Annotated in this window: 20 protein-coding genes and 1 pseudogene; 8 read left to right on the forward strand and 13 right to left on the reverse strand. The window is 35.5% G+C overall.

Annotated elements, in window-relative coordinates:
* The first annotated feature begins 52 nt into the window (after positions 1-52).
* The 3 genes and pseudogenes from QWY91_RS15750 (at position 53) to QWY91_RS15760 (ending at position 4,254) form a co-directional block, all read left to right on the forward strand.
* Positions 53-2,224: pseudogene (locus QWY91_RS15750) on the forward strand (S9 family peptidase).
* 24 nt (positions 2,225-2,248) lie between these two features.
* A complete protein-coding gene (locus tag QWY91_RS15755; protein ID WP_290236457.1) occupies positions 2,249-3,625 on the forward strand; it encodes a peptide MFS transporter in 1,377 nt (458 codons plus the stop codon).
* Between the two features lie 74 nt (positions 3,626-3,699).
* Complete coding sequence (locus QWY91_RS15760; protein ID WP_290236458.1) at positions 3,700-4,254, forward strand: thioredoxin family protein; 555 nt, start codon at positions 3,700-3,702, stop codon at positions 4,252-4,254.
* Between the two features lie 32 nt (positions 4,255-4,286).
* Here the strand turns inward: QWY91_RS15760 and QWY91_RS15765 are convergent, their stop codons facing one another.
* The 5 genes from QWY91_RS15765 to surE form a co-directional block, all read right to left on the reverse strand.
* Positions 4,287-6,293, reverse strand: a complete 2,007-nt coding sequence (locus QWY91_RS15765) for a ComEC/Rec2 family competence protein (RefSeq protein ID WP_290236459.1) — start codon at positions 6,291-6,293, stop codon at positions 4,287-4,289.
* Between the two features lie 70 nt (positions 6,294-6,363).
* Entirely contained in the window at positions 6,364-6,936 is a 573-nt protein-coding gene (locus QWY91_RS15770) for a C40 family peptidase (protein WP_290236460.1), read from the reverse strand.
* 25 nt (positions 6,937-6,961) lie between these two features.
* Entirely contained in the window at positions 6,962-8,074 is a 1,113-nt protein-coding gene (gene lpxB, locus QWY91_RS15775) for a lipid-A-disaccharide synthase (protein ID WP_290236461.1), read from the reverse strand.
* Between the two features lie 25 nt (positions 8,075-8,099).
* Positions 8,100-8,387 carry a hypothetical protein gene (locus tag QWY91_RS15780; protein ID WP_290236462.1) on the reverse strand — a complete coding sequence of 96 codons (288 nt, stop codon included), beginning with the start codon at positions 8,385-8,387 and terminating at the stop codon, positions 8,100-8,102.
* On the reverse strand, positions 8,380-9,162 hold the full coding sequence (gene surE, locus QWY91_RS15785) for a 5'/3'-nucleotidase SurE (RefSeq protein ID WP_290236463.1): 783 nt from the start codon (positions 9,160-9,162) through the stop codon (positions 8,380-8,382). Before surE ends, QWY91_RS15780 begins: the two co-directional genes overlap by 8 nt.
* A gap of 146 nt (positions 9,163-9,308) precedes the next feature.
* Between surE and QWY91_RS15790 the strand changes: the two genes are divergently transcribed.
* Positions 9,309-11,450: a carboxy terminal-processing peptidase gene (locus QWY91_RS15790; RefSeq protein ID WP_290236464.1), complete on the forward strand. Its 2,142-nt coding sequence runs from the start codon at positions 9,309-9,311 to the stop codon at positions 11,448-11,450.
* Between the two features lie 300 nt (positions 11,451-11,750).
* Here the strand turns inward: QWY91_RS15790 and QWY91_RS15795 are convergent, their stop codons facing one another.
* From QWY91_RS15795 to purH, 7 genes are all read right to left on the reverse strand, one after another.
* Complete coding sequence (locus tag QWY91_RS15795; RefSeq protein WP_290236465.1) at positions 11,751-12,224, reverse strand: hypothetical protein; 474 nt, start codon at positions 12,222-12,224, stop codon at positions 11,751-11,753.
* Between the two features lie 300 nt (positions 12,225-12,524).
* Positions 12,525-13,775: a rod shape-determining protein RodA gene (gene rodA, locus QWY91_RS15800; protein ID WP_290237115.1), complete on the reverse strand. Its 1,251-nt coding sequence runs from the start codon at positions 13,773-13,775 to the stop codon at positions 12,525-12,527.
* Entirely contained in the window at positions 13,750-15,645 is a 1,896-nt protein-coding gene (mrdA, locus tag QWY91_RS15805) for a penicillin-binding protein 2 (RefSeq protein ID WP_290236466.1), read from the reverse strand. Before mrdA ends, rodA begins: the two co-directional genes overlap by 26 nt.
* Positions 15,642-16,148, reverse strand: coding sequence for a rod shape-determining protein MreD (mreD, locus tag QWY91_RS15810; RefSeq protein WP_290236467.1), 507 nt, complete (start codon positions 16,146-16,148; stop codon positions 15,642-15,644). The genes mrdA and mreD overlap by 4 nt, the downstream gene beginning before the upstream one ends.
* Positions 16,141-16,962, reverse strand: coding sequence for a rod shape-determining protein MreC (mreC, locus tag QWY91_RS15815; protein ID WP_290236468.1), 822 nt, complete (start codon positions 16,960-16,962; stop codon positions 16,141-16,143). The genes mreD and mreC overlap by 8 nt, the downstream gene beginning before the upstream one ends.
* A gap of 15 nt (positions 16,963-16,977) precedes the next feature.
* Positions 16,978-18,006: a rod shape-determining protein gene (locus tag QWY91_RS15820; RefSeq protein WP_013070169.1), complete on the reverse strand. Its 1,029-nt coding sequence runs from the start codon at positions 18,004-18,006 to the stop codon at positions 16,978-16,980.
* Positions 18,007-18,039: 33 nt separating this feature from the next.
* A complete protein-coding gene (gene purH, locus QWY91_RS15825) occupies positions 18,040-19,572 on the reverse strand; it encodes a bifunctional phosphoribosylaminoimidazolecarboxamide formyltransferase/IMP cyclohydrolase (RefSeq protein WP_290236469.1) in 1,533 nt (510 codons plus the stop codon).
* A gap of 146 nt (positions 19,573-19,718) precedes the next feature.
* On the opposite strand from purH, the gene QWY91_RS15830 reads away from it, so the two are divergent.
* Positions 19,719-20,972: an ABC transporter permease gene (locus QWY91_RS15830; protein ID WP_290236470.1), complete on the forward strand. Its 1,254-nt coding sequence runs from the start codon at positions 19,719-19,721 to the stop codon at positions 20,970-20,972.
* A gap of 169 nt (positions 20,973-21,141) precedes the next feature.
* On the opposite strand, the gene QWY91_RS15835 is transcribed toward QWY91_RS15830, so the two are convergent.
* Entirely contained in the window at positions 21,142-21,603 is a 462-nt protein-coding gene (locus QWY91_RS15835) for a GAF domain-containing protein (RefSeq protein WP_290236471.1), read from the reverse strand.
* Positions 21,604-21,686: 83 nt separating this feature from the next.
* On the opposite strand from QWY91_RS15835, the gene xrtF reads away from it, so the two are divergent.
* The 3 genes from xrtF (at position 21,687) to QWY91_RS15850 (ending at position 23,181) form a co-directional block, all read left to right on the forward strand.
* Entirely contained in the window at positions 21,687-22,241 is a 555-nt protein-coding gene (xrtF, locus tag QWY91_RS15840) for an exosortase family protein XrtF (RefSeq protein WP_290236472.1), read from the forward strand.
* A complete protein-coding gene (locus tag QWY91_RS15845; RefSeq protein WP_290236473.1) occupies positions 22,231-22,680 on the forward strand; it encodes an exosortase F system-associated membrane protein in 450 nt (149 codons plus the stop codon). Before xrtF ends, QWY91_RS15845 begins: the two co-directional genes overlap by 11 nt.
* A gap of 90 nt (positions 22,681-22,770) precedes the next feature.
* Entirely contained in the window at positions 22,771-23,181 is a 411-nt protein-coding gene (locus tag QWY91_RS15850; protein WP_290236474.1) for an HYC_CC_PP family protein, read from the forward strand.
* Positions 23,182-23,195 lie beyond the last annotated feature (14 nt).

A 23,195-nucleotide genomic window follows, 5' to 3' on the forward strand; every position in this document is an offset into this window, starting at 1 on the left:
TTTCAGCAAATTTTAGTAAACTTGGCCTGCAATAAAATTTTGAAAAAATTTAATGAGGTTCTCTAAAATCTTAGTTCTGCTTATGACGATGGCAGCATCTGTTGCGACTTCCCAGGAAAAGAAAATTACGCTCGAAGAAATATGGAGCGGGAAGTTTAGTCAGCAACATCTACAATCCCTACAATCTTTAAAAAATGGTGTCGAATACGTGGTGTTAAATCACGATCCAGATTCTGGAAATACTAGTATCGACGTGTACAGTTATAAAACTGGCGAAAAAACTCGAACCTTAGTTGATACCAAAAACCTGGAAGCTTTAAAGAGTTTCCAAGATTTTAGTTTAAGTGATGATGAAACTGAAATTTTGCTTGCTACAGCGCCACAACCTATCTATCGTAGATCATCTAAGGCGATATTCTATATTTACGATGTAAATTCTAAAGATCTTACTAAGCTTAGCGATAAGAAAGTTCAGGAGCCTACTTTTTCTCCCGATAATTCTAAGCTAGCCTATGTTTTTGAAAACAACATCTATGTTTATGATGTTGAAGGAAAAACGGAAAAGCAGATTACGCAAGACGGTAAAATAAATAGTATTATTAACGGTGTTACCGATTGGGTTTACGAAGAAGAACTTGGTTTTGTATGAGCTTTTCAATGGAATAAAAAGGGCGATAAAATTGCGTTTTTAAGATTTGATGAAGCTGAAGTTCCAGAGTTTTCTATGGATATCTTCGGAAGTGATCTTTATCCAAGTGAACAAACCTTTAAATACCCGAAAGCTGGTGAAGCGAATTCTGAGGTTTCTTTGCAGATGTACGATGTAGCTTCAGAAGCAACTGAAGAAATAAAGCTAGGGGATTATAGCGATTTTTATATTCCGCGTATAAAATGGACCAATAGAGATTACGTTTTGAGCGTTCAGGTGTTAAATAGACATCAGGATCAATTAGATCTTATTTTTGTAAATGCAGAAGACAATTCTGCTAGAATTGTGCTTACTGAAAAAGATGATGCTTATGTTGATGTTACCGATAATCTTACTTTTTTAGAAGATCATAGTTTTATATGGACAAGCGAGCGCGACGGTTATAACCATATTTATCTCTATGATGAAAATGGAAAATTGAAAAACAAGGTGACCGATGGAAATTGGGAAGTAACCAATTATTATGGTTATGATAAAAAAAGAAATCGGCTATTTTACCAAAGCACAGAAAACGGAAGTGTAAATCGTGATGTATATTCGATTAAAACTAACGGAAAAAGCAAAAAGCGACTTACTGAAAAAACCGGAACCAATAATGCTGATTTTAGTACTGACTTTACCTATTTTATAAATGCATTTACCAATACCGAAACGCCTATGGTATATACACTTCATCAGGCTAAAAACGGTAAACTGGTAAGGCAAATTAAAGATAACGTGGAACTACTAGAAGTAGAAAAGCCGTATCATTTTTCGCCGAAAGAATTATCTACGATTCCTGTTAACGGAAACGAGTTAAATATGTGGACGATTAAACCTTCAGATTTTGATACATCGAAGAAGTATCCCCTGTTGATGTTTCAATATTCTGGGCCGGGATCACAATCGGTTTCCAACACCTACTTCAATACTAATGATTATTGGTATCAGCTTTTAGCCGATCAAGGCTACATCATCGTTTGTATAGATGGTAGAGGGACTGGTTTTAAAGGAGCCGAATTCAAGAAGGTCACACAAAACGAACTTGGAAAACACGAATTAGAAGATCAAATCGCCGCTGCAAAGCAACTTGGTCAGCTGAATTATATTGATGCTGACCGAATCGGAATTTGGGGTTGGAGTTTTGGTGGTTTTATGGCATCTAATGCGATTTTAAAAGGCAACGATACTTTCAGTATGGCAATAGCTGTGGCGCCGGTAACCAGCTGGCGTTTTTACGATACCATCTATACCGAACGCTTTATGACGACTCCGCAGGAAAATGCTTCTGGTTACGATGAAAATTCACCTATAAATCATGTAGATAAATTGAAAGGCGACTTTCTAATTGTTCATGGTGGTGGCGATGATAACGTACATTTGCAAAACACCATGCGAATGGTAGAAGCGCTTATCCAGGCGAATAAACAGTTCGATTGGGCAATTTACCCCGATAAAAATCACGGGATATACGGTGGCAACACCAGATTGCACTTATATACAAAAATGACAAACTTTATTAAAGAACACCTTTAATTTACAAAAACACAACCGAAAATCATGGCAAATACTGCACCCCCAGCTAATCAAAAAGAATTATTTGGACATCCGGTAGGATTATATATTTTATTTTTTACTGAATTATGGGAGCGTTTCTCTTATTACGGAATGCGCGCTCTATTTGTTTTATACCTTGTGGCTGAAACAACTTCTGATAATCCAGGATTTGGATGGACTAATTCTGAGGCTTTAAGTTTATATAGCTGGTATACAATGTTAGTATATGTAGTATCCATACCAGGTGGTTGGGTAGCCGATAAATTTTTGGGCCAAAAGAAAACAGTCTTAATTGGTGGAATCTTGCTTTGTATTGGGCACGGTATATTGGCATTCGAATCTGAAACTTCTTTTTATATTGGCTGTTTATTCGTTATTCTCGGTGTAGGTGGATTAAAGCCAAACATATCTTCAATGGTAGGTGGCTTATATAAACAAGGCGATGAGCGTAGAGACCTTGGTTTCTATATTTTCTATATGGGAATTAATATTGGTGGTTTCCTTGCACCAATTGCTTGTGGATTTTTAGCTGAATATTACGGATGGCACTGGGGATTTGGTCTTGCAGCTATCGGGATGCTTTTAGGGCAGATTGTTTACATGATGGGGCAAAAACACTTAGCACATGTTGGGAATTTAATTTCCAGAAAGAACGAAGCAGATCGTGCAATTTTAGATAAACCTTTAACTTCAATAGAAAAAGATAGAGTAAAAGTATTACTGCTTTCATTCTTATTGATAATTCTCTTTTGGGCCGCCTTCGAGCAAGCAGGAGGATTAATGAATCTTTATGCAGCAGAGAAAGTAGATAGAACTATTTTAGGAATGGAAATTCCGGCTTCTGTATTTCAATCTGTAAATTCATTCTTTATTATCACTTTAGCTACGCTAGTAGGAAGTTTTTGGTATAAATGGAAACAAAAAGGTAAAGAGTCATCTTCGATCTTTAAGATGGCAATAGGTTTAATTATCATGGCCTTAGGTTTTAGCTTTATGAGTGCAGCATCTGTACAGTATCAGGAAACTGGTTCTTCGGGAATGTACTGGTTAATATTGGCTTATTTATTTCATACTATTGGTGAGCTTTGTGCATCGCCGGTTTCACTCTCATTTATTACAAAGCTTGCGCCTGTAAAATATGCTTCAATAATAATGGGTATGTATTGGGCAGCGACAGGATTAGGTAATAAAGTAGCGGGTCTTATTGGGCAATACGCACAAGATCTTGGAGAGTTTGAAACCTTCACCGGTATTGCGATTATCTGGACATTAATTGGATTATTAGTAATAGCAGTATTAAAGCCACTAAAGCGTCTAACCCATGGTGCAGAGGATTCGAAGATGGAAGACGGTATTCCTCAGGAAACTACGATAGAGTAAGTTTTTAAAGTAATTAATAAAAAAACGTTCTGTAAAAGGAACGTTTTTTGTTATTATAAAAGAAAATTTTGAAAATGAAAAAACTATTTTTTATAGCCTTAATGATTCTTGGAATCACTGCGCATGCGCAGCAGGAGAATGTCGAGATCAACTGGATGACGATGAACGAGGCTTTGGCTGCACAAACAGAAGCGCCTAAAAATATCATTATGGATGCGTATACGGTTTGGTGCGGTCCCTGTAAAATGTTGGACAAAAACACTTTTGGGCATCCCCAGGTAGCGCAGTTTATTAACGAAAATTACTATCCGGTAAAGTTTAATGCTGAAGGAGACCAAGAAATCAACTACAAGAACAAGGCTTTTAGTAATCCGCAGTACGATCCAGAATTAAAAGCGAGAAGGAATAGTCCGCATGAGTTTGCAAGAGCTTTAAAAATTACGGGATATCCAAGTATCGTATTTTTTGATGAGCAAGGCGAATTAATAGCGCCACTCACAGGATATCGTTCGCCAGAGCAAATCGAAATTTTTCTAAAAATCTTCGCAAAAGATGAGTATAAGAATTTAACTTCAGAAAAAGCCTGGAAAGAATACAATGAAAACTTCAAACCTACGTTTACAAAGTAAGTGTTAGTTGTATCATAAACAATAGTTTGTGGTTAGTAGTTAAAAGCTCCCTTTTTGCCAGTGTGGTAGAAAGGGATTTTTTTATTGGCGCAGGTTGCTCTCCAAAGTTGAATAAAACTCTGGTAATTGCTAGCATCAGCCATTATCATAGGTGGATCTAAAACTTCAATAACCCGCTTTAAATTTACTTTTGGAGAATTCGAGAGTAATAGGATATCTGGATTAAATTTAGGGAAATTATAAAGCCCGGTGCTATCGATTAGCAATATTCGTTTTTCTTTCAGAAGATAAAAATTCTGTAGTTTATGAACTTCAATATTCGAGATTTTTTCATGCAGTTTGAAGTTTTTCAAATACTGCCAATTCGTATCTTTTTCATTATTTCCATAGAGAGTCAAATTCTGCGATTTCTTTTCAGCAATTACAGTGCTACCCGATTTATTCAGAATAAAAAATTCTTCGGAAGAATGCTCAAATTGTTCAAAAAGCATACTTATTTGAAATAATATAATTCCGCAGAAAACATAAAAGATGTATTTTTTCTTTTTATGCTGAAGTGCAAAAAAGGTACTCAAAATAATTCCGAATAGAAAAATTACCGCAGGAACACTAAGATTAATTTCTCTAATAATGAAAGTTTCCTGGCTGGCAATCCATGAGATGTATTGGTTTAGTTTTTCAATTAGAAAAGAATATAGGTCGATCAGCATTTTAGGAAGTATGCCAAAAACACTCAATATTAAAATGAATATTCCTGAAATTAATAAAACTCCCAAGCCGGGAAGGATGACGATATTGGTGAGCAAAAATAAGCCCGGGAATTGATGAAAATAGAAAAGACTCAACGGTAAAACACCAATTTGTGCACAAATGCTCACCGTTAATGTTTGGTACAATAGTCGGATGAGCTTGTTATTCGGATACCAGAGTTTGTTGAATTTTGGTTGAAATAAAGCGATGCTGAAAACCGCAGCAAAACTCAGTTGAAAACCTACCTGAAATACATAGAATGGATTGATAAGTATGAGAACGAAAAATGCGGAGAAGAGCGTGTTTAGTAAGTTTACCTTTCGGTTAATCTGCAATCCGAAAGCAATCAGGCTAAACATCAAAGAAGCTCTAACTACCGATGCTGAAAATCCCGTTAGTATAGCAAATCCCCAAATACCTGCTAAGGTGAGTAGAAATTTCAGCCATTTTAATTGACGAATCGGTTTTAAGATGAAGTTGAGTAGCAATAATACAATCCCAACGTGCAATCCTGAAACAGCCAGAATATGAATCGCACCCGCCGAGGCATATTTGCTGTAAATTTCATTTGAGATTGAAGTACGATCGCCTAAAATTAAAGCTTTTATTACGGCTAGCTCCTCTTTTTCAAACCCCGAGGAATTTAGGCTTTTTAATAATCTAGTTCTGGGGTTTTCTATAAAAGAAGTTTCGAGGTTTTTGCTGAATAATATTTGATCTTCGGAAAGTTGAATTTGATGAAATATTCCTTGAAATTTCATGTATTCTGAATAATCAAATTGATGCGGATTTAAAGGAGATTTTATAGGTTTAACTGATGCCGGAATTATTAGTTGCTGCCCAACTTCAATTTCAGATTGTAAAGGAACAGCAATTAGAATGTTGCCTTTCACAGCTGCCTTTAAAGTATTTTCACTAGAGATGATGTGATCAACTTCAGCAATAAATCTTTTTTGAAAGTTTGGTTTTAGTTCTTCTTTCAGTTTTATGCTTAACAAATCATTTTCAGAAGTAATAAAATGCGAAAAATAATTATGCTGATTTTCGGGGAATTTTAGTTGATATGAAATGCTTCCGAAGAGAAATAATAAAACGTAACAGCAAACGCCAAAATAACTTTTCTGGTAGAGTTGTCTTGCAGATCTAAAAAATGAAAGCAGGAAAAAGAGAATTGTAATTCCTGCTGAAATAAGGAAATACGAGAGCGCTATTTGTGTATAATGCGCAGTCAAAATCCCGCATAAAACTGCAATCGAAAATTTAAGAATCTTGATATTGGTATAACCCATCTTTCTGATAATTAGAAAGTAGGGTCAGTTTAAAAATAATAAAATTTCTAAATTTGGCGAAATTTGTTTATTAAATCACTCGCCGCGCCATTACAAACGTATTGTTCCAGTAATTTTCTGAAAGTTTACTAATCACCACACCCAAAGAAGTTGTTGAATGGATAAAAAGGATGTCACCTTGTGAGATATCGACGACCATCCCAACATGATTTATCACCTTTTTATTTTTGTTAGTTTCGAAAAACAAGAGATCGCCAACCGTAACATCTTTTAAATACAAACGCTCGCCTTGAAGAGACATGGCCCGAGACGTTCTTGGTAATTGAATGTCGTTTTCCTGAAAAGAAACATATAAAAGGCCAGAGCAATCCATCCCACGTTTTGTTGTACCGCCGTATTTGTATTTGGTACCCTCAAAACCAATCGCATAATTTACAATATCATATACGCGCTCGTCTTTTGGTTTTATGGTGTTGTTGCGTTTGGTAACTTCAGGATTATAATGTCTGGTTTTTTTAGTTCTAACTTCCTTTTTAGTAGTGACTACTTTGGGTTTAGAACTTCCGCAGGAGCTTAAGAAAATCGCAGTACATAGCATTAAGCTATATTTTAGAAGCGGCTTCATCATCATTCTTCTTTTCATGTTCGGGGCTTAATAAATTTTCAAACTACTTTACAGCATTATAAATTAGACTGGCAGTCTCTAGACTGGCACCAGTTCCTCCTAATTTTTGCTCTAATTGATCATAATCTTTTAAAAGTCTCGCTCTATTTTTTTCTTCTAAAATCTTATGTAATTCTTTTTTCAGGGAATATGAGTTAAATTCTCCCTGTATTAATTCTTTCACAACCTCACGATCCATTATTAGATTTACTAGCGAGATATAATCTAAATTAATAATTCTTTTGGCAATGTGATAAGAAATATAGCTGCCTTTATAACAAACAACTTCGGGAACTTTAAAAAGAGCGGTTTCTAAAGTTGCAGTACCAGAGGTGACCAATGCAGCATGAGCACAACTTAGAATGTCGTAAGTCTTGTTCATTACTAAATTGATATTGGTCTTTTTTAGGTAAGGTTGATAGAATTCTAGTTCCTGACTTGGAGCACCGGCAATAACAAACTGATATTCTTTAAAATCCTGAGTGATACTAAGCATCACTTCTAACATTTTAGAGATCTCCTGTTTTCGGCTTCCTGGTAGCAGTGCAATAATCGGCCGATCATCAAGATTGTTTTCTGCTTTAAAAGAAACTATATCTGTTTCTTTCCGATTAGCAATAGCATCGATAAGTGGATGTCCCACAAAATTGACCGGAAAATTATGTTTCTTTTCGTAGAATTCTTTTTCGAAAGGTAAGATCACATACATGTGATCGATATCTCTTTTAATCGCTTTAATTCGGTTTTCTTTCCAGGCCCAAATTTGAGGAGAAATATAGAAGTGATTCGCGTAGCCTTGCTCTTTAGACCATTTTGCTATTCTTAAATTAAAACCCGGATAATCTATAAAGATCAAAGCATCCGGTTTATAGGCAGTAATATCTTTTTTACACACTGAAATATTACCCATTATGGTGCGAAGATTCATAACGACTTCAGCAAAACCCATAAACGCAAGATCGCGGTAATGTTTTACCATGGTACCGCCTTGGGCTTGCATAAGATCGCCTCCCCAAAATCGAAATTCAGCATTTTGATCTACTTTTTTTAGAGACTTCATAAGATTAGAAGCATGTAGATCTCCCGAGGCTTCTCCTGCAATGATATAATATTTCAAGCTTTATAATTTTTATTCTGAATAATTAGAAATTTCGAATTTTAACAACGGCAATAGCAATAGCCACTACGAGACATGCCAGTAAAATTCCGCGTGCGTGAAACACTTGTTTTTTCCGCATAAAAACAAAAAATGGTAGAAAGTTTAGAATCGCACCTATTGCTATTAACTTTCCGAAGTAATCATTGGTGATAGAATCACGAAGGCTGGCTTCAAAACTATAATCAGAGAAAAAAGTGGTAAAGAGAAATACTCCGGCAATAGTTGTAGAAATGCCTATCAAAAATCCTATAATCACATTGCTTTTACTCATCCAGTTTCCAATCGTTTAATTCTTTTATAAAATGATGTGCCGTTAAATCAAACTGAACCGGCACTAGAGATACATACCCATTTTCTAAAGCCCATTCGTCGGTGTCTTTACCACTGTCATTATTTTCAAAAGTTCCTGTAAGCCAGTAATAATCTCGTCCCTGCGGATTGGTTCTTTTATCAAATTCTTCTTTCCACTGGGCATCAGCCTGTCGACAAACTTTAATGCCTTTGATTTCTTCAGTAGGTAATTTGGGGAAATTTACGTTTAAAACAACCCCTTTTGGCAATCCATTTTTAAGCACATTCTTAGTAATGGCTTTTACGTATTGCTTGCAAGGCTCAAAATCGGCATTTAGCGAATAATCCAAAAGCGAGAATCCAATCGCGGGAATCCCTTCTACACCGGCTTCTACAGCAGCACTCATCGTGCCAGAATAAATAACATTTATGGACGAGTTAGAACCGTGGTTAATACCGCTAACGCAAAGATCGGGTTTGCGATGTAAAATTTCCTGTGTGGCGATTTTTACACAGTCGGCTGGCGTACCAGAGCAACTATATTCTTTATGATTATAGTTTTCTTTTAATGTTACTGAATCGCAAAATAAGGTATCGCTAATAGTGATGGCGTGCCCCATCCCGCTTTGAGGACTGTCGGGAGCCACAACTACTACATCTCCAATCTCTTTCATAACCTGTAAAAGTGCCCGTATTCCTGGTGCTGTAATACCATCATCGTTAGTTACCAGTATTAGCGGTTTTTCTTTGCTCATAGCTTAAATTTTATAGATGCTAAATTAGTAATTTCAAACGGAAACCGTATTTTAGTAGTTTAACAAATTATTAGAGGCCTTGCCAGGGAATGGCACAGTTTTTAATGTATTTTGGACAGAACCTAATGACGAAATCTATGCGATATATGAGAAGGAATTTAAAAATTCTGGTATTAGCGGTTTTAATGGCGGCAACCTCATGCAGCTTTACCACTAAAAAGTTTGATGATCCTAACAAAGACAAACTTTTAATCGACCTTATTACCTATGTTCTTAGTCAGGGACATTATGATGCGAAAGAAATCAATGATGACTTTTCAGTAAAAGTTTACGATCATTATGTAGAAAGTTTGGATCCTTCAAAACGCTTTTTCTACAAAAAAGATATTGAAGAGTTCGAAAAATATAAGATGTTGATCGATGATGAGATCAATAATAAAGAACTTAATTTCTTCGATCTAACCTATTCTAAGTTAAGTAAACGTAACGAAGAAGCGAAAAGTCTTTATAAAGAAATTCTTGCTGAACCTTTTGATTTTAGCAAAGAAGAGGATTTCGTTGCAAACGGGGAAGAACTTGATTATGTGACTTCTAAAAAAGAATTGAAAGAGCGTTGGAGAAAGCAGCTTAAATTTTCTACTCTTATCACCTACTACGATCTAAAGCAGGATGAAAAAAACAAGAAAGAAAATGATGCTGATTATGAAGTAAAGAGTGATAAGGAATTAGAGAAAAAAGCACGTGAAACTACTGAAAATAGTTTATCTGAATATTTTGATCTAACCGACGACTTAGAAAGAAATGATTATTTCTCTGTTTTCATAAATGCTGTTGTAGAGGAATTTGATCCTCACACGTATTATTTCGCACCACGAGACAAAGATAGATTTGACGTTGCGATGTCTGGGAAAATAGAAGGAATCGGTGCTAGATTACAGAAGAAAAACGATAATATCACCATTATGGATGTGATTTCAGGTGGTCCCGCATGGAAGAGTGATGAGTTAGCTACCGGAGATGTTATCCTAAAAGTGAAGCAGGAAGATGAAGACGAGCCGGTAAATATCGTAGGGATGCGTTTAGACGATGCAGTAGATTTGATTAAAGGTCCAAAAGGATCTGAAGTTACGCTTACCGTACGTAAAAAATTACTTGGCAATATAGAACAGGTTAAGCTTACCAGAGATATAGTTGAGATCGAAGAGACATACGCAAAATCTGCAATGGTAGAAAAAGAAGGTCAGCAATATGGTTTAATTAATCTTCCAAAATTCTATTTCGATATGGAAGATTACGATAGCCGTAATGCAGCTTCAGATATGCGTAAAGATATCGAAGCATTAAAAGAGCAAGGTATGGAAGGTCTTGTAGTGGATCTTCGTAATAACGGCGGTGGATCTTTAAAAACCGTAGTTGATATTGCAGGTTTATTTATTGAAAAAGGTCCGGTTGTTCAGGTGAAATCTAATGGAGAGCGTAAAGAAGTTCTAAACGATGAAGATTCTGAAATTGTTTGGGACGGTCCTCTTGTTATTTTGGTAAACGAATTGTCTGCTTCCGCTTCAGAAATTTTGGCGGCTGCTATGCAAGACTACAAAAGAGCGGTGATTATAGGTAGTAAACAAACGTATGGTAAAGGTACTGTTCAGAATGTAGTAGATTTAAATCGTTGGTTAAGAAATAGTGACTATGGAGACATGGGCGCGTTGAAAATAACTACTCAGAAGTTTTACAGAGTAAACGGTGGTTCTACTCAGTTAGAAGGCGTAAAGAGTGATGTTGTGGTTCCAGATCGTTATAGCTATGTAGATGTGGGCGAAAAAGATCAGGATAATCCATTACCATGGGATAAAATTGATCCTGCAGATTATGATATTTGGGATGGTTATGTTGGATACGAAGAAGCGATCGAAAATAGTAAGAAGCGTATGGAGCAAAGTGAGCAAATAAAGCTTATAGAGCAAAATGCAAAGTGGATCAAAGACCAAAGCGAAGATGATACCTATTCTTTAAACTTCGATCAATATTCAGCAAATGCAGAAGAAACTAAAGAAGTTGCAAAGCAATATGACGCTTTGAAAAACTATAAAACAGATCTTTCTTTCGTTTCGTTGCCTTACGAAAAGCAAATGTTTGAAGCAGATTCTACGCTTCAGGAGAAAAGGGATAGATGGCATAAAGATCTAAGTCGCGATGTTTATGTAGAAGAAGCGATAAACGTGCTTTCTGATATTAAAACTAATAGTATTAAGCATAAAGTAGCAGATTCAGATAAGCTGAAAGATTAATAACTAAAAAATGTAATTTCAAAAAACGCCCAAAGTTCTCTAACTTTGGGCGTTTTTAATTTTAATAGGATGAAACGAAAAATTGTATATCCATTTTTGATTTTAGTCGTTGCTGCGGTGCTTTTAATGGCCGAGCGATGTACTATGTAATTTGAATCAGTTGATTCTCTTCAGCGCTTTTATTTTAGATCTCTAAGCTAGATCCGTTCAGTTTTTCTTCGGAAGAAAGATCGGAAATATGTCAGATTAGTCAATTTTCGTTCGAATTTTCGGCTAATTTCAATACTTCTGAAATCTTAATCAGCTATTTTGATAGGACAGATTTCTTTCTAATGCATTCTGAATTTTACGGATTGTCGCTGCGCTATTATTCAAACTTTGAATATTCGCTTTGTATGTTCTTATTTCCTTTAGATTAGGAAAACTAAGTTTCTTGCTCGCGAAGGATTTTGTGCAAATTAGGTTCGGGTAATTTAAAATAAGTATGATAAGTTGTACCATATTCGTTTTGCGAACGTCAAATCCCATCTTCTCGGCGGTTCGTTGATTAAGAATATATGTTGAGCCAATAATTTCTAAGCTCAAATTATCCTTATGCGAATCTAAAATATGAAGTAATCCTTTTAAATATTCTGAAAGAATTAAATTCTTCCTCTCTTTTGCGGAGCTATTTTTGTTTAATGTAAAATAGTAATCAAACAAAGTCCCTCCATGAATAGTGATCTGATTATTCTTTTCTTTTTCTGAAATAAGAAACAGCGACTCATATTTCAATTTACCAGTTTTTATCATTGAAGGCACATCGAAAAAAGGGGCTAATACCGATAATAGAATCCAGAGAACAAAAACGCTTAAAATATAGCTGCTGAAATAGATTGAAATAACGACTATCAGAATTAATATAGCGAGACAACAGAAAATCAACTTGAGTTTAAAGCTAGTTTTCTGTCTAGCTGAAAGCTGATAATATCGATTTTCTAAGTTCAATTCTTACTTAATGCTTTTGTTGAAATTTGAAGTATTTAAAATACTTTTTAGTAGTTATATAAAAATTTTAAACTTAAATATTCAGCATCAAAAAGAGAGACGGTCTGAATCAAGTCTTATAAAAATAAATACTAGAATAGTAAAACCCCATAATCCCGAGCCACCATAACTGAAGAATGGTAATGGAATTCCAACGGTAGGAAAGATCCCTATAACCATCCCTATATTTACCATAAAGTGGAGGAATATTATTCCCACTACACTATAGCCATAAATTCTATTAAACTGCGATTTCTGGCGTTCTGCTAGAAAAATTAATCTGAGCATTAGACAGACAAATAGAAAGACAACAGCAGCACTCCCAAGGAAGCCCCACTCTTCACCTACAGTACTAAAGATATAATCGGTGTGCTGTTCTGGTACAAAGTGCCCTTTAGTTTGTGTTCCTTCAGTCCAGCCTTTACCTGTCCAGCCACCACTACCAATGGCAATTTCACTCTGATTGGTGTTATATCCAATACCACGACTATCTACTTCTTTCCCTAATACAATATTAAAACGATCACGATGTCGTTGTTCAAAAACATTATTAAAGATATAATTTACCGAAAATGAAAGTCCGATAGATGCAATTACTATAAATAGCAATAATGGAATTCCAGGTCGCTTCTTTTTCTTCAGAAGAAAACTTAGTGCAGCTAAAACAATAACTGCAGCGGTAACCCAGATTGGCCCTAAAAGAAGGGTGCCTACAAATATGAATACACCAGATAATGCCAATACTAAATACAATGCAGAAATACCTTCTCTGTACAAAGGAAAAAAGAATGCGGCATAGACCATTGCGCTCCCGGGATCAGGTTGCGGCACGATTAAAATTGCAGGTAAAGCAACAATTATAAATGCCTTAAATTGATGAGAAAAGAGCTTAATATTAGTTTGTATATCACTAACATATTTTGCCAGAGCTAATGCTGTAGCAATTTTTGCAAACTCAGAAGGTTGTAGCCTGAACGAACCTATAGCATACCACGAGGTTGCTCCAGAAATTGTTTTACCAAAAACAAAAAGTCCCGCCAATAAAACAAGAGCGGTGATATAAATAACACTTGAGAATCGCTGATAGAATTTGACTTCGATCGCGAGAATAATTACAATCAGGAAAATACTTAGACCTATCCAGAGAGCCTGTTTACCGTAGACTTCATTAAGATTAAAGTAACTGCCCGACGGATCCGAGCCTAGTGAGGCCGAATAAATATTGGCCCATCCAAAACAAATTAGTAGTAAATAAATTAAAATCGTTAGCCAATCAAAGCCAGCCGTTTTTCTTGCCATCATTGATTAGGAAAGGTTCTCCGCTATAGGGTTTTTCATACTCATCTTCTAAACTATTCTTAGGATCCATAATAAACTTTTCTAAATCTGTTCTTGTTATGGTTCCTTTTAAATATTTTTCAATCATCAAACTGGCAATTTTACCGCCATATCTACCACCCCAATAACCATTCTCTACAAAAACAGCGATGGCAATTTTAGGATTGTCTACCGGCGCAAAAGCTACAAATATAGAATGATCTGTAAGCTGCATTCTTTTACCATTAACTCTCACAAAATTTTCAGCAGTGCCAGTTTTACCGGCAATTTCGATACCGTCAATCTGTAAAGCACTAGCAGTACCGTTTTTATAAACCTGGTGCATTCCTTCAACCACTGGTTCAAAATTTTCAGGGTCGATAGTGGTATGATGTTTTTTAGTAAAATTCTCGTCAGTAATTCCTTTACCATCAATTTCTTTAATGATATGCGGAGTATAATACCAGCCTCGATTAGCAATGGTCGCCGTCATGTTTGCCAATTGTATAGGCGTTAACAAAACTTCTCCTTGGCCAATCGCATTAGATAGCGTAGCGGTAGCAAACCATTTGTAAGTAGGATAATCGTATATTTTATTGTAATATTCTGAAGTCGGTATTTTTCCGGGTCTTCCGGTGCTTAGATCATTACCCATATAATCACCAAGCCCAAAACTTGCGACATGCTTATGCCAGGCATCCATGCCTTCTTGCGGAGTTGGGTACTTTTCTATGATTTTACGATAAACCTGGGCAAAATAAGAGTTGCAGGATTGTGCAATTCCTTGTGTCATGGCTAACGGGCTGGAATGGGAGTGACATCCCATTTTTCTACCTCGACCATAAGTATATCCATGATGACACGAAAATGTATCATCGGTATCTACAACGCCTTCCTGAAGTCCGATTAAAGCATTCATTGTTTTAAATGGAGAACCGGGAGGATATTGCGCAAGTATACTGCGATCGTAAAGTGGTCTTGCTGTAGAATCTAACCACATTTTACTGAAATTTGGAGACCTTTTTCGTCCAACTAAATCTGAAGGATCATAAGTAGGTGCCGTAATCATCGATAAAATTTCTCCAGAAGCAGGCTCTATAGCAATTATTCCACCGCGCTTATTGGTCATTAGATATTCACCATAAGCCTGCAAGTCGGAATCTACCGAAATTTTTATATCCTTTCCTCTTTCTGGTAACGTATCGTAAATTCCATCCTTATAAGGTCCAATATCACGATTCAGCTTATCTTTCTGAATATATTTTACACCTTTAACGCCTCTAAGTGTATCCTCATAAACGCTTTCTACACCTTTACGACCAATAAGATCACCACTGGTGTAATACGGATTGTTTTTTATAGTATTTGGGCTTACTTCAGCAATAAAACCCAGCACATTGGCGCTGTGATCTACATGATAATCCCTTAAAGATCGCTTCTGAATATAAAACCCTTCATAATTACGCATTTTCTCCTGTAAAAATGCATACTCGCTTTTTGTAAGTTGAGGTACTATAACTGAAGGTAAAAACGGAGAATATATCTTAGCCTTATCTAGTCTTCTTTCTAGTTCTTTTCTTTCCAAACTTACAATATTGCAAAGTTCGGTAGTATCAAATGGTTTTAGGTTTCTCGGGATCACCATTACATCGTAGGAAGGCTGATTGGAAACCATCAATTCGCCATTGCGATCGTAGATATAACCACGTTGAGGATAATCGTAAACTACTTTTACAGCATTATTATTAGAGCGAACCGCAAAACTGTCGTCTACTACCTGAAGGTAAAATAATCTTCCTAAAAAGATCATTCCCGTGGTAAGTATAATAATATATAAAAGAATTCTTCTCATCGATATTTTTTGCTGAAAAGTGCGATACTAAGTAAAATAACAAGCACAGTAAATATACTTGAAAATAACGTCTTATTAAGTATAAGTATTATATGACTAAAACTAAACATTTCCAGAGAAAATAATACTAAGTGATGAATTACGACCATAAGTACCACATAACTTATTCTAGCTCCTAGTGGAGTAGAAGAAAGACGTAAGGTTTGATGATCATAACTTATACCAAAAGAAAATCGAAGTAAATTAGGTCTTAAAAAAGCGGCAACTAAACATGCAGCGGCATGTATTCCTCCGCTATCTTCAAAAATATCTACCGATAATCCTAATAAAAAAGCCAAGAATAAAAACAAGCTTTGATTGGAATTAAATGGATAGAGTAACAGGAACAAAATATAAAGATAGGGATTTACATATCCCATGAAATTTATATTGTTTAGTACAAGAACCTGTAATAACACAAGACCTATAAAACGTAAAATATTTGAAATTAAATTGCTATTCATCGTCATCCACTTCTAAAGAAAGAATTTCTTCTTTGTTCTTGTTTTCAATTACGTAGACATATCCGATATTGGTCATGTCGTTGAATAGCTTAACATTTATAGTATAATAGCTTTCGGTATGATCCAATTTAAAATCCTCGATTGTTCCAACCAAAAGGCCTTTAGGAAAAATTAAACTTTTACCACCGGTGATAATAGTATCTCCTTTAGATACCGGCGCTTGTTTTGGCACATCGGTAAGCTGCATAAGATTAGGATTTTTACCATCCCAAACTAAACTTCCAAAATGGTTAGACTTTTTTAATTGCGCATTGATTTTAGATTGCGAATTCAAAATAGAAATAGCACGAGAATAGCTGGTATTGGTTCGATCTATAATACCAATAATACCTTTACTGGTAACCACACCATTTTCTGGAGCGATGCTGTCGTCTTCACCTTTATTAAGCGTAATATAATTGTCTCTTTTTGAAAAATTATTGTTAATAACATCGGCACTTCTAAATATATAATCTGAAATGTACGTAGTATCTGTATAATTCGGGATTGTATCTTTTCCGCTTAATTGTCTTATGACATTACGAAGATTTTTATTTTCTTCTACCAAACGCTGGTTGTATTTTTCCAGATAAAAGTAATCCTGAATGTTATTATTCCAAGAATAAATTCCGCCAGTAACAGAATTGGCGGAACTTATAAATTTACTTTTATGAAACGAATGGGTTTGTATCGTTAAGAAAACAGAAAACGCAAGCAAGACCAAGAACAAAATGTTATTCTTGTTCCGAATCAGAAAATTGAATATCTGCTGCATAAGCTATTGCTTCTCCTACTTTATCAATATGCCTTTATATCTATTAAGTGTTTTTAAAGTAATACCGGTTCCTCTAACAACAGCTCTTAATGGATCTTCTGCAATATAAACCGGTAAGTCGGTTTTGGTAGATAAACGTTTATCTAAACCTCTAAGCATCGATCCACCGCCGGCAAGATAGATACCAGTATTATAAATATCTGCAGCAAGTTCTGGAGGTGTTTGTGATAAGGTTTCCATTACAGCATCTTCGATACGAAGAATAGATTTGTCTAAAGCTTTAGCAATTTCTCTATAAGAAATGTTTACCTGTTTTGGTTTACCTGTAAGTAAATCACGACCCTGTACACTCATTTCATCTGGTGGAACTTCCAAATCTTCAGTAGCAGCACCAATCTGAATTTTAATTTTTTCCGCAGTACGTTCACCAACATATAGGTTGTGTTGCGTACGCATGTAATACACAATATCATTAGTGAAAACATCACCAGCAATTTTAATAGACTTATCACAAACAATTCCGCCAAGCGCAATCACAGCGATTTCTGTAGTACCACCACCTATATCTACAATCATGTTCCCTTTTGGCTGCATGATGTCTACACCAATACCAATAGCCGCAGCCATAGGTTCATGAATAAGGTAAACTTCTTTACCGTTTACACGCTCGGCACTTTCTTTTACCGCACGCATCTCTACTTCTGTAATACCAGATGGGATACAGATCACCATTCTTAAAGCTGGCGTAAACATTTTACGCTTAAGTGCCGGGATTTCTTTAATAAACATGGTGAGCATTTTCTCACTAGCATCAAAATCGGCAATTACACCATCTTTTAATGGGCGTATCGTTTTGATATTCTCATGTGTTTTTCCCTGCATCATCGCCGCTTCTTTCCCCACAGCCGTAATCTTTCCAGATGTACGGTCTCTGGCTACAATCGAAGGACTATCTACCACCACCTTATCATTGTGAATGATAAGGGTGTTGGCAGTTCCTAAATCTATCGCTATTTCTTCAATGAGAAAATCAAAAAATCCCATATGTTATTTTATGTATTGGTAAAATGTATTCTATTAATGTTTAAAATGGCGGGTCCCTGTCATCACCATTGCAATATCATTATCATTACAATAATCGATACTTAACTGATCTTTGATAGAACCACCTGGCTGAATTACTGCTGAAATTCCTGAATTTCCTGCAATTTCTACACAATCAGGAAATGGGAAAAAAGCATCACTCGCCATTACCGCTCCTTTAAGATCAAATTTGAAAGAACCTGCTTTCTCGATGCTTTGTCTTAATGCATCTACACGAGACGTTTGCCCGGTTCCGCTTGCACAAAGCTGTTTATTTTTAGCTAGAACAATAGTATTGGATTTTGTATGCTTACAAATTTTTGAAGCAAATAAAAGATCCTCAATTTCCTGTTCTGTTGGCTTATTAGTTGTCGCGTAAGATAAATCGTCTAAAACATCGGTTTTATTGTCTTTATCCTGAACTAAAACTCCATTTAAACAAGTACGAACTTGATTTTTTGGAAGTTCAGTTTCCTTTTGTATTAAAATAATTCTGTTTTTCTTTCCTTTTAAAGTTGCTAAAGCTTCTTCAGAAAAAGATGGTGCAATTACCACTTCGCAAAATAAAGAGTGAATTTCTTCCGCAGTAGCGTTGTCAATTTCTGTATTTGCAATTAGAATTCCGCCGAAAGCTGAAACAGGATCACCTGCCAAAGCATCTACATACGCTTGTTTTATGGTCTCGCGTTGTGCAAGTCCGCAGGCATTATTATGTTTTAAAATGGCAAATGTTGGTGCTTCACCTTTAAACTCGTTCATTAAAACTACTGCAGCATCAACATCTAAAAGGTTGTTGTAAGATAATTCTTTTCCGTGGAGTTTATCGAACATGGCGTCGAAATCTCCAAAAAATGTTCCTTTTTGATGTGGATTCTCTCCATAGCGTAAAGATTTCCCTTCCTGAACGCTCTGTTTGAAAGCAGGAATTTCTTCTGAAGTATTGAAGTAGTTGAAGATAGCCGTGTCGTAATGAGAGGAAATATTAAAAGATTTAGCCGCGAAATTTTTACGTTGCGCTAGGCTTGTCTCTCCATTTCCTTCATTCAAAATGTCCAAAAATTCAGCATAATCGTTTACAGAAGAAACACAAAGTACATCTTTAAAGTTCTTTGCAGCTGCACGAATAAGAGAAATCCCGCCGATGTCGATTTTCTCGATGATATCTTCTTCAGAAGCTCCAGAATCTACTGTTTTTTCAAAAGGATAAAGATCCACAATTACAATATCAATTTGTGGAATTTCGTATTGAGCAATTTCTTTAACATCACTTTCGTTATCCTGGCGATTTAAAATTCCACCAAAAACTTTAGGATGTAAAGTTTTAACACGTCCACCTAAAATTGAAGGATAAGAAGTTACATCCTCTACAGGAACAACTTCTACGCCTAGATCTTTAATGAATTTTTCTGTTCCGCCGGTAGAATAGATCGTGATTCCCAGTTCGTTAAGCTTTTCAACGATGGGAGCCAAACCATCTTTATTAAATACTGATATTAATGCAGATTTGGCTTGTTTCAAATTGCTCATTTTGTTGTGTTTGTTAAAGTGGCAAAAGTAAGTATTTAAGGCAAAAATTTAAAGGTGTTTTTGCTTATTTCTAAATAAATTTTGTAACGAATATTTAAGCTGTGCGTCATATAAACAATTCAGTCTAAAAAAGCAGCCGTTTTATTATGCTTATATTTCTAAGAGTGCTTGGTGAGAGCTTTAATTTTGCGATTAACGCCCTTAAAAATAACCTTTTGCGTACTTTTCTTTCGCTACTTGGCGTTGCGATAGGTATTTTTTCCATTATTGGAGTGCTTGCGGCTGTAGATTCTTTAAAGAATGAAATTTCAGGATCTTTAAATAGTCTGGATAACAGTACAACCATTGTTATGCGATTTAATTTTGGTCCTTCTGATATTCCCAGATGGAAGCGACAACAATTTCCAGATGTTACTTATGAAGAATATCAATTTCTGAAACGAAATGTGCCAGATGCCAAGGCGGTTACTTTTACTCAAAATGTTCCTGCTGAAACTATAAAATATCAAGAAGCAAGTAGTCTTGGCGTTGACATTGTAGCAGCTGGAAGTGAGGTTTACGATATCGAAGCAATTAATATTGCAGAAGGTCGTTTTTTTAACGAATCTGAGGCTGCCAGTGGATCACCTGTGATCGTAATGGGAAGTGAAATTGCTGAAAATCTATTTGGAAGTATAGATCCTATAGGGAAACAAGTACGAATGTATGGTAGAAAATTTACGGTAATCGGCTTGCTCAAAAAAGAAGGTGCCTCAATGTTTGGCAGCAGCAAAGACAGCCAGGTTTATGTGCCTGTAAATGTTACTCGAAGAATTTATGGGGAAAATAACAGAAACATTTTTCCGCAAATATTACTAAAACCTGAATATGATGTCGATAATGCCGAATTCCTTGCAGTATTAGAGCAGCGCCTAAGAACTTTCCGCGGAATAAAACCCGGTGAGGTAAGTACCTTTTTTGTTAATCAATTAGAAGGATTTACAGATATGATCGATAATATTACGGGAACTTTAAATATGATCGGACTCGTAATTAGCGGATTCTCTTTACTGGTAGGTGGCTTTGGGATTGCAAACATCATGTTTGTAAGTGTTAAAGAGCGCACCAATCTTATAGGAATACAAAAATCCCTTGGGGCTAAAAATAAATTTATACTTTTTCAATTCCTTTTTGAGGCTATTATTTTAGCCATAATTGGTGGTGCCGCCGGACTATTTTTCGTCTGGATTACAACGATTATTGCCTCTAATTTTACCGGCGATTTTGAATTTATTCTTTCCTTCGGAAATATAATTTTGGGAACTACCGTTTCAGCGATAATTGGTTTAGTCTCTGGGATAATTCCTGCAATTTCAGCATCGCGTTTAGATCCTGTTGAAGCAATTAGAACAGGAATGTAGATTTTAGTTAGACCGCAACGCTTTTAGAATTTAGAATTTAGATTTGAGATAAGAGAGCAAGTATTGCTCGTAAGCAAAAAATAAAAAAACCTCACGATCCTGATAACCATCGGGATTGTGAGGTTTTCTATTTTTTAGGACCAATCGCTTACTGCAACTGCAAACTGAATTACTTCTCCAGTATTTCAGCAACTTTTTCGTTTACAAATTCTAAGAACGATTCGTCTTCCTTAGAGAATGGATCTGGAGTATGAGAATCGATATCGATCTGTCCAATATTTTCTGCGTTTACAAAAAGTGGAACAACAATTTCAGCTTTTACATTGATACTACAAGCTATATAATTGTTTTGAGACTTTACATCTGGTACTACAAAGTTCTCATTAGAAACGGCGACCTGCCCGCAAATTCCTCTTCCAAAAGGAATAATATCGTGATCGGTAGGCTCCCCGGCAAAAGATCGAAGTTTTAGTTCTTCCTTATCTCCATTCTTAAAATAAAAACCAACCCAATCGTAATAAGGAATGGTTTCCATCAATAATTCACAAACCTGCGTTAATCGATCATCAACAGATAATTCTTTAGTATTTAGAATTTCTTCAACCTGTGGTCTTAATTTATCAAAGGGCATAGGGTTCAATTTTTTTGGCAAAAGTATTTAAAATCTCATTTCTGTTACAGCCTTTTGTCTAAATTTGTTGAAACTCATTACAGTTGCTTCAGCTTTTTAAAAAATACAGTGTTGTTATTCGGTTTATAGCCGTTTTTCTGGGAAGTTATTTTCTGCTTTCAGTGCTTTATAATTCTTATTTAATTTATTCCGAAGGGCAAACGCAATATTACCCAGATCTAATTACTAATTTGGTAAGTAAGCAAAGTGTAGCGTTGATGGAGTTTTTTGGATACACTGTAAGATTAGAACCGCATACAAAAGAACCTGCTATGAAAGTTTTTATAGGTGATAACTTTCTGGTTCGGGTGGTAGAAGGTTGTAATAGTATTAGTGTGATTATCCTTTTTATTTCTTTTATCCTTTCTTTTTTCGCCAAAATGCGAACGAGCATTTTTTATATTTTGGCGGGAAGTGTACTTATTTATACGATGAATTTAATTCGGATTGCATTACTAACTATCGGAATTTACGAATATCCTAATTACGCATCATTTTTACATGAAATCGTTTTTCCGTTGATTATTTACGGAACCGTTATTCTATTATGGATCTTTTGGGTAAGAGTGTACGCTAATTTAGAAAAGAATGAAGACTAGATATCGAATATTTTTCATCGGGATTTTAGTAGTAGTCCTAGCGGCTATTCGGTACTATGAATCTATTATTTTTTATGATCCACTAATTGATTTTTTTAAATATTCAGATTATCTAAGAGATAGACTTCCAGATTTCGATCATTCTTTGTTGATTTTGAATACTTTTTTTAGGTACACATTAAACAGCCTCATTTCTATAGCGATTTTAGCCATTGCATTTATAGATCGCAATATTGTAAAGTTTGCAACGGTATTATTTCTTTTGTTGTTGGTTTTAGCAGGAAGCGTATTTACGTATCTGGTATTTACTATTGAGAATGAACATTTTCTCGCTCTTTTTTATGTTCGACGTTTTCTAATCCATCCCATATTCATATTGGTGCTTTTACCGGCCTTTTATTATTATCGGATGAATAATCACGCAAAGAAGTCCGTTTGAAAGATTTTCCATAAAATTTGAAATTCTCTTTATCAAATTTCTATTATTTTTGTACTAAATTTATAATCTGACGAATAATCGTTAGCATTCATGAAACAGGTTCTAGGTAACATATCTGCTTTAGTTTTAGCCGTTTTGGTGTTGTTTTCTACGTTGTCTTTTACGGTAGATCAGCATTTCTGCGGAAAAAAGTTAGTAGATAGTTCGGTTTTCAAAAAAGCCAAAACCTGCGGAATGGAAATGGTTTCAACTTCTTCTGAAGCTTCCGTAAAAACAGAATCCTGCTGTACCAATAAAAAGCTAGAAGTAAAAGGCCAAGATGAGCTGAAGCATAGTTTCGATAATCTAGATTTTCAGCAGCAATTATTTATTACTGGTTTTGTCTATTTTTATTGGCAAATTTTTGAGATCTCAGAACCAGATTTTATTCCTTTTAAAGATTACTCCCCGCCAAAACTGGTCTGCAATATTCAGTTGCAAGATCAGGTTTTTCGTATTTGATTTTAAACACATTT

Origin of the sequence: Zunongwangia endophytica, assembly GCF_030409505.1 — a bacterium.
Classification (GTDB): domain Bacteria; phylum Bacteroidota; class Bacteroidia; order Flavobacteriales; family Flavobacteriaceae; genus Zunongwangia; species Zunongwangia endophytica.